Genomic DNA, 7,080 nt, shown 5'->3' on the forward strand with positions numbered 1-7,080 from the left:
CCGCCGGGGGGGGGCGGGGGGGGCTTCGTGACTTTCTTCGCTCGGGGTTTCACGTGAAACGTGCCGGAGCGGGGCCGGACCTTAGGCCAGGTAGGCGGCCAGGTCGGACACGAGGACGACCTTCGGCTTGGCGCCGATGACGGTCTTCACGACCTCGCCCTTCTGGAACACCTTCATGGCGGGGATCGACGTGATCTGGTACTTCGCGGCGAGGGCGGGGAAGTCGTCCACGTTGAGCTTGACGATGTCGAGCTTGTCGGCGTGCTCTGCGGCGATCTGGTCCAAGATCGGGCTGACGGCGCGGCAGGGGCCACACCATTCCGCCCAGAAGTCCACGAGGACGGTCTTCTCGTTGTTGATGACTTCCTGGTCGAAAGTCGCGTCGGTAACGGCGCGTGCGGACATGTGTGCTCCTTAGTTGGTGGCTGTTGCGAATGCGGAGTCGCCGGCGCTGGCCAGCAGTTCCGCGGGGAGGGAAGAGAGGTAGTGCTCCGCGTCGAGCGCAGCCACGGTGCCGGAGGCGGCCGCGGTCACGGCCTGGCGGTAGTGCGGGTCGATGACGTCGCCGGCGGCGAAGACGCCCGCCTGGCTGGTCAGGGAGGATCGTCCCGCGACGGCGATTGTGCCGTCCGTCGTGAGATCGAGCTGCTGGTGCACGAGGTGGGTGCGCGGGTCGTTGCCGATGGCGATGAAGACGCCTCCGACGGGAAGGACGCGCTCGGCGCGGGAAACCGTGTCGCGCAGCACGAGGCCGTCGACGGCATCCGTGCCGGTGATGCCCTCAACGGTCGAATTCCAGACGAACTCGATCTTCGGGTTGGCGAACGCGCGTTCCTGCATGATCTTGGAGGCGCGCAGGGTGTCCTTCCGGTGCACAACGTAGACCTTGCTCGCGAACCGGGTCAGGAAAGTCGCTTCCTCCATGGCGGAGTCGCCGCCGCCGATCACGGCGATCTCCTTCTCCTTGAAGAAGAAACCATCGCAGGTCGCACACCAGGACACGCCGCGCCCGGAGAGGCGCTCCTCGTCTTCGAGACCGAGCTTGCGGTAGGCGGAACCGGTCGCGAAGATCACGGTGAGGGCCTCGTGGGTTTCACCGGAGCCGAGCGTGACGGTCTTGACGGACCCCGTCAGGTCGAGTTCGGTGACGTCGTCGTAGACGACCTCGGTGCCGAAACGCTCGGCCTGCTCCTGCATCTTCTGCATGAGGTCGGGCCCCTGCACGCCTTCGGGGAAGCCGGGGAAGTTCTCGACCTCTGTGGTATTCATCAGCTCGCCGCCGGCCTCGACCGAGCTCGCGATGAGGAGCGGCTTCAGGTTGGCGCGCGCGGCGTAAATGGCGGCCGTGAATCCGGCAGGGCCGGAGCCGATGATGATGATCTGACGCACGCGTAGACTCCTTCGCAGTGGGGGGCGGGGCAGGTGGTCTCGCCTCGCTGCCGGGTACAACACATCCTAATCGGATGCTATTCCGCGCCTCCCGGCCGGGGGTCCGCGTTCACGGCCGGTTGCCAGCGTGCCGGGGCGGTGAACGACAACCGGTGGGATGGACTAGTTGGTGCCGCGCGGGCGGAACCGGTTGATCAGCGGCACCAGGAAGACCCGGAGTTCCTCGCTGCGCATGAGCAGCAGCATCCCGAAGTAGGCGAGCGTCATCACAGACCCGATGACGAGCATCGAGACGATCGCTTCCAGGCGACCGGAGACGGCAAAACCACCTTCGTGTGTGCCGCCCAGGAGCAGGAGTAGTCCGAGGCCGAGGATGAGGGGAGGGATCGCGGCGACGACGTACCGGACCAGGCTCCGCAGGATGCGCCGGCCGTCGATCCCGCCCAGGCGTCGCCGCAGCAGGTGGCCGGCCAGAACCGTTTGCAGGATTCCGGACACGGTCACGACGAGCGCGATGCCGACGGCGATCCAGGCCGGGGGAAGCAGCGAGCACGCGAGCACTCCGGCGACGACCAGGATGACCTGGAAGAGGGTGAAGAAGAACGGGGTGCGGGTGTCGCCGAGCGCATAGAAGGTGCGTTGCAGGACGAACAGCACGCAGAAGGCGACGAGGCCGAGAATGTAGGCGATGATGACGTTGCCGGTGCCCTGCACCTGCTCGAACTTCCCCTGGGTGAAGACGGCGGAGAACGGATAGGCGCAGACGAGGATCACCGTCGAGGCGAGCACGATCAGGAGCGATGTCCCTCGGATAGCCGACGAGGCATCCGTTCTGAGCTTCGCGACGTCACCGCGGGAGGCATGCTCGCTCATGCCGGTGAAGTAGGCGGTGGCCACCGAAACGGTGATGACCGAATGCGGGAGCATGAAAATGAGCCAGGCCGTCGCGAGCACGGCGACGGATGCCTTGCCCGTGGCCAGGGTGACGACCTGGGTCTCGACGATCCCGGCGGCCGTGCTCAGCAGGAGCATGCCGAAGGTCCAGCTCGCGGTCTTCCCTGCAGCGCCGAGACCGACACCACGGAACTGGAAATCGGGGCGGAAGCGCAGTCCGATTCTCCGCCAGAAGTAGAAGAGCACGACGGCCTGGACGACGACGCCGAGCGTGGCGGTGCCGCCCAGGAGTGCGACCATCCCCGGAGTGAATTCACTCGCCGTGCGATCACCGTTGGGGTCGGTCCCGGCCACGAGGGCGAAAACGAAGATTCCGGTGAGGGCCACCACGTTGTTGAGCACCGGAACCCAGGTGAACGGCCCGAACGACTTTCGCGCGTTCAGGACCTCACCCAGAACCGTGTACAGGCCGTAGAAAAAGATCTGGGGCATGCACCAATAGGCGAAGGCGATCGCGAGGTCCAACTGCGCTGGAGGCAGGTGCAGGCCGATGAGGGGCGTGATGACCGGGACAAGGAGAGTCGCAGCGAGGGTGGTGACCGCGAGGATGGTGAGCGCGAGGGTCAGCAGCTTGTTGATGTACGCGGTGCCGCCGTCGAGGTGCAGGCCCGCCCTCACTATCTGAGGGACGAGAACCGCGGTGAGGACTCCTCCTGCGACGATCGTGTAGACGGTGTTCGGCAGTTGATTGGCGAGCGCGAACGCATCGGCGCTCGTTCCGTACAGGCCGATCACGCCGGCGAGGACGATGACCTTCACGAATCCCAGGATGCGGGAGACGATCGTGCCGGAAGCGAGGAATGCGCTTGCGCGCCCGATGCTAGCCACGCGGCACGACCGGGGGATCGACGGGGGGATCGACCGGGGGATCGACAGGCGCGTTCACGGGGGCCTCCACAGCGACGTCGGGCGTCGGCTCGATCGCAGTGCGTTCGCGGCGGCGTCGCTGCACGTTCCGCCAGATCCCGAATCCGAAGAAGAGCACGAGCAGGGCGGCGAAGATGAGCGAACCGAGTCCCTCCCAGTCCGCACGCACGTTGATCGGAATCTGACTGGGCTGGCCGACGACGGAACCGTCCGGTGCGAAGAGGGTGATCCTCAGCGTGACGGCACCGTTCCCGACGGCGGCCGTCACGGGCACCTTGACCGTCCTGGCCGAGGAGGCCTCGATCGTCGCCTCGATGACATCGCGGCCAACGATGAGCCGGCCGTTGGACGGGACGACCTGCACCTTCACCGTCACGGACTGCCCGAGGGCGTTGTCGAGGGTGATCGGGATGTCGACCTGGCTGCCGACGACGTTGATCGGACCCTTCGTGGACACGCTGATCGAGGAGAGCAACACAGAGGAGTCCACGAGGCTTGAATTGACGGCTTCGCGCCAGGCATCCGTGTCCTGCGCCCAGCTCGAGGAGAACAGTGCGAGGCTCGTCAGCCGCTGCGTCGCTGTGATGGCGATCGGTTTGGAGAGTGCTGTCGAGAACGCGCTGATGTCGTGTTCGCGCTGCAGCAGGCTGCGCGCCGGGCCGAGACGGATGTCGGACACGGCCTGGGACTGGAAGCTGACGTCGGTGGCCGGCGAGGCAGCGCGTGCCGCAGCCAGGGTCGCCGGCGCCCGCCAACCCAGGCCCGCGAGGGCGGCCAGGGTCTCGCTCAGCCGGACACCGCCGGGCGCGGTGCCACGATCGAACGTGGCGAGGAGGGTGCGCACGGTTGCAGGGCGCTCGGCCGAGACGACCGCGATCTGGGAACTCAGTTCGGCCATCGCGACCTGCCAGTCGGTGTCCGTCGTGGCGTTGGCGGCCGCGCGGAGCGCTGCGGAGATCGGTTCGTCGGTGACCAGGGCGTTTCCGTGCCCGCCGGCCAGGACGACGTTCGCGTTGGGGGTTTCGGTGAGGTCCGACTGGGCGGTGTTGGCTCCGCCGAGGATGAGGCTCGAGAGGCCGCCGGCCGTGAAGACGTCGAGGTCGGCGGCCGCGACCGTTCCCGTCATCGGCCAGCCGACGTCGGTGGCCGTGTAGTTCCAGGCCAGGAGCTGCTCACTCGTGGGGACCGTGCCTGGAGTGATCACGGGTGCTGAGGTCGGGGGCGAAGTCGGAGTCGGAGTCGCTGTTCCAGTGGCCGTGTTGGTCAAGCCTGCGGGGGCGCTGCCGGTTGCCGCCGGCGTCGGTGTCGGCGTCTGAGTCGGCGTTGACGTTGTCGGGGAGGTGAAGTTCGAGGCGCTGATCGACTGGTCGAATGAGATGGGAACCAGCAGAGTTCCGGCAGCGGCCTGGGTCTGGAGCGTGAGGTCGGCATCCGCATAGCCGAGCGGGAATATATCGTTTTTCGCTTGGCCGAGGCGACTGAGCCAAGCCACGGCACTCGCCGGTGCGGTATTGCCGAGGATACGGATCGACGCGATGATCATCGGGTCGATCGCGAGCGTCACGTCGCGATTGATCACACCATCGAGCTGCCGGGAGAGCCTGCCCCCTGGCGCTGTGTACGTTTCGAGCGATTTCGCCGGGATGAGTCCCGTCGTCTGCTCCGGCACCGTGATCGGCATCACGACGGCGAGCCCGACCGGGGTGACGACTTCGTTGGAGTACCAGACGAAGGTGCCGCGCCCCTGCGCGAGGACGGACCCGTCCTCGGTGATCGTGGCCGAGATTCCGCGGGCGCCCCAGGCGTTGCCCGAGGTGAGGCCGATCTTTGCGGAGGGCACCGAGATGGCGACGGTTGCAGTTCCCGCCGGCGGGATGGCTGCCGGAAGGGCCGAGCGCAGCATCAGGTCGCCGGGCTTGCCTGTCTTGGTGGGATGCAGCCAGGCGCTGAGTCCACTGCGAGTGGTCAGGGCTCGTTCGGCGAGGTAGAGCTCGATCGTACCGGGGGTGATGGTGTCGGAGCTGTCGTTGGTGATCCGCACCGTGACCGCGAGGTCCTGACCTGACCGCAGAGGCGCCAGGGAGACGGGGGCCACCGTGACCGTGACGGGGTCCGTCGTCGCGCCATCCGCTGTCGGGGCCGGCGTGGGAGTGGCCGCGGCGGCGGCGGCGGCGGCCTGAGTCGGTGCGCCGGGGATGACGCCGGACGAAGCCAGGGTAATGAGTCCGGCGAGGATGCCGATCAGGAGCGCGGAGACGGGGACCCTGAGGTGCGACCAGCGGCTGCTCGCCGCTGAGGGGAGCGCGGGCCGACGCGCAGTACTTGACTCGGCCACCATATAGGGGATTCTACGGCGTACGCCCTGAGTAACCGGTCTGCGGCTGCCGCGCCGGCGACCAGGAACTAACATGGGGGGCATGCAGAGCGTCGCGACAGCCCTCACGCGGCTGGGCGACCTGGCTGCCACTCCTTCCGTATCCCGCCTCGCCGTTGCCTTCGAGGCCGCGGGTCACGAGCTTGCCCTTGTGGGCGGTCCGGTGCGCGACGCGTTCCTCGGACGTACCCTGCACGACCTCGATTTCACGACGGATGCCACGCCCGAGAGGATCCTCGAGATCGTCACCCCGATCTCCGAGGCGCAGTGGGACATCGGCCGGGCCTTCGGAACCATCGGGGCGAAGGTCGCCGGCGAGACCGTGGAGATCACCACCTACCGGGCGGACAGCTACGACGGGGTCACCCGGAAACCGGAGGTCGTGTTCGGCCTCAGCCTCGAGGACGACCTGCTCCGCCGGGACTTCACGGTCAACGCGATGGCGTTGCGCCTTCCGGGGCTGACCCTCGTCGACCCGGCGAACGGTATCGGCGACCTCATGGCCGGGGTCCTGCGGACGCCGATCTCGCCCGAGATCTCCTTCGGCGACGACCCGCTGCGCATGATGCGTGCCGCCAGGTTCACCGCCCAACTCGGTTTCACCCTCGACCTCGACACCGCGATCGCGATGGACGCGATGGCGTCGAGCATCCGCAACATCTCGGCGGAACGGGTCTGCGAGGAGCTCTGCAAGCTGCTCCTCTCCGACAACCCGCACGGCGGCCTCGAACTCCTGGTGGACTCCGGCCTGCTCGACATCGTGCTGCCGGAGATTCCGGCGCTGCGCCTCGAGGTCGACGAGCACCACCACCACAAGGACGTCTACCAGCACACCCTCACCGTGCTCGACCAGGCGATCGGTTACGAGAAGTCCCGGGACAGCTTTCCAGGCGGTCCCGACCTGATCGTGCGGCTCGCCGCCCTCTTCCACGACATCGGGAAGCCGGCGACCCGGAAGCTCGAGCCCGGCGGAATCGTGAGTTTCTACCACCACGACGTCGTCGGCGCCAAGCTCGCGAAGAAGCGCCTGCGGGCGCTGCGGTTCGACAACGACACGATCGCGGCCGTGTCCCGGCTGATCGAGCTGCACCTGCGCTTCTTCGGGTACACCGAGGGGGCCTGGACAGATTCGGCCGTCCGCCGCTACGTGCGCGACGCCGGCGACCAGCTCGAACGGCTGCACATCCTGACCAGGGCAGACGTCACCACCCGCAACCGGCGCAAGGCCGACCGGCTCGGCTTCGCATACGACGACCTCGAACAGCGCATCCGCGAACTGGCCGAACAGGAGGAGATGGCCGCGGTGCGGCCTGACCTCGATGGAGAGCAGATCATGGAGATCCTCGGCGTGAAGCCGGGGCGTGAGGTCGGAGAGGCCTACCGGTTCCTGCTCGAGCAGCGCCTGGACGACGGGCCCCTCGGTGTCGAGGAGGCCACGCGCCGTCTCCAGGCGTGGTGGGCGGGCCACGGCCAGTAGCCACGCCCCCGCCCACCAC

At 67.6% G+C, this 7,080-nt stretch carries 5 protein-coding genes; 1 reads left to right on the forward strand and 4 read right to left on the reverse strand.

What is annotated here, in order from left to right; translation table 11 throughout:
* Window positions 1-81: 81 nt before the first annotated feature.
* The 4 genes from trxA to QN350_RS18655 form a co-directional block, all read right to left on the reverse strand.
* A complete protein-coding gene (gene trxA / locus QN350_RS18640; RefSeq protein ID WP_134448545.1) occupies window positions 82-405 on the reverse strand; it encodes a thioredoxin in 324 nt (107 codons plus the stop codon).
* Between the two features lie 9 nt (window positions 406-414).
* The gene (gene trxB / locus QN350_RS18645) at window positions 415-1,389 is read right to left on the reverse strand and encodes a thioredoxin-disulfide reductase (RefSeq protein WP_322138526.1); all 975 of its coding nucleotides are present in this window, start codon (window positions 1,387-1,389) and stop codon (window positions 415-417) included.
* Between the two features lie 162 nt (window positions 1,390-1,551).
* Complete coding sequence (gene murJ, locus QN350_RS18650) at window positions 1,552-3,171, reverse strand: murein biosynthesis integral membrane protein MurJ (protein WP_322138527.1); 1,620 nt, start codon at window positions 3,169-3,171, stop codon at window positions 1,552-1,554.
* Window positions 3,164-5,548 (reverse strand): DUF6049 family protein, encoded by a 2,385-nt coding sequence (locus QN350_RS18655; protein ID WP_323517092.1) that lies wholly within the window; start codon window positions 5,546-5,548, stop codon window positions 3,164-3,166. Before QN350_RS18655 ends, murJ begins: the two co-directional genes overlap by 8 nt.
* Window positions 5,549-5,627: 79 nt before the next feature.
* On the opposite strand from QN350_RS18655, the gene QN350_RS18660 reads away from it, so the two are divergent.
* On the forward strand, window positions 5,628-7,061 hold the full coding sequence (locus tag QN350_RS18660) for a CCA tRNA nucleotidyltransferase (protein ID WP_322140362.1): 1,434 nt from the start codon (window positions 5,628-5,630) through the stop codon (window positions 7,059-7,061).
* Window positions 7,062-7,080: the final 19 nt, after the last annotated feature.

This window comes from Cryobacterium sp. 10I5 (assembly GCF_035019865.1).
Lineage (GTDB): Bacteria > Actinomycetota > Actinomycetes > Actinomycetales > Microbacteriaceae > Cryobacterium > Cryobacterium breve_A.

Bases quoted from the DNA above. Each gene is read 5' to 3' on its own strand.
- QN350_RS18655 (WP_323517092.1), bottom strand. From the start codon at position 5,548: ATGGTGGCCGAGTCAAGTACTGCGCGTCGGCCCGCGCTCCCCTCAGCG.
- QN350_RS18660 (WP_322140362.1), top strand. From the start codon at position 5,628: ATGCAGAGCGTCGCGACAGCCCTCACGCGGCTGGGCGACCTGGCTGCC.
- trxA (WP_134448545.1), bottom strand. From the start codon at position 405: ATGTCCGCACGCGCCGTTACCGACGCGACTTTCGACCAGGAAGTCATC.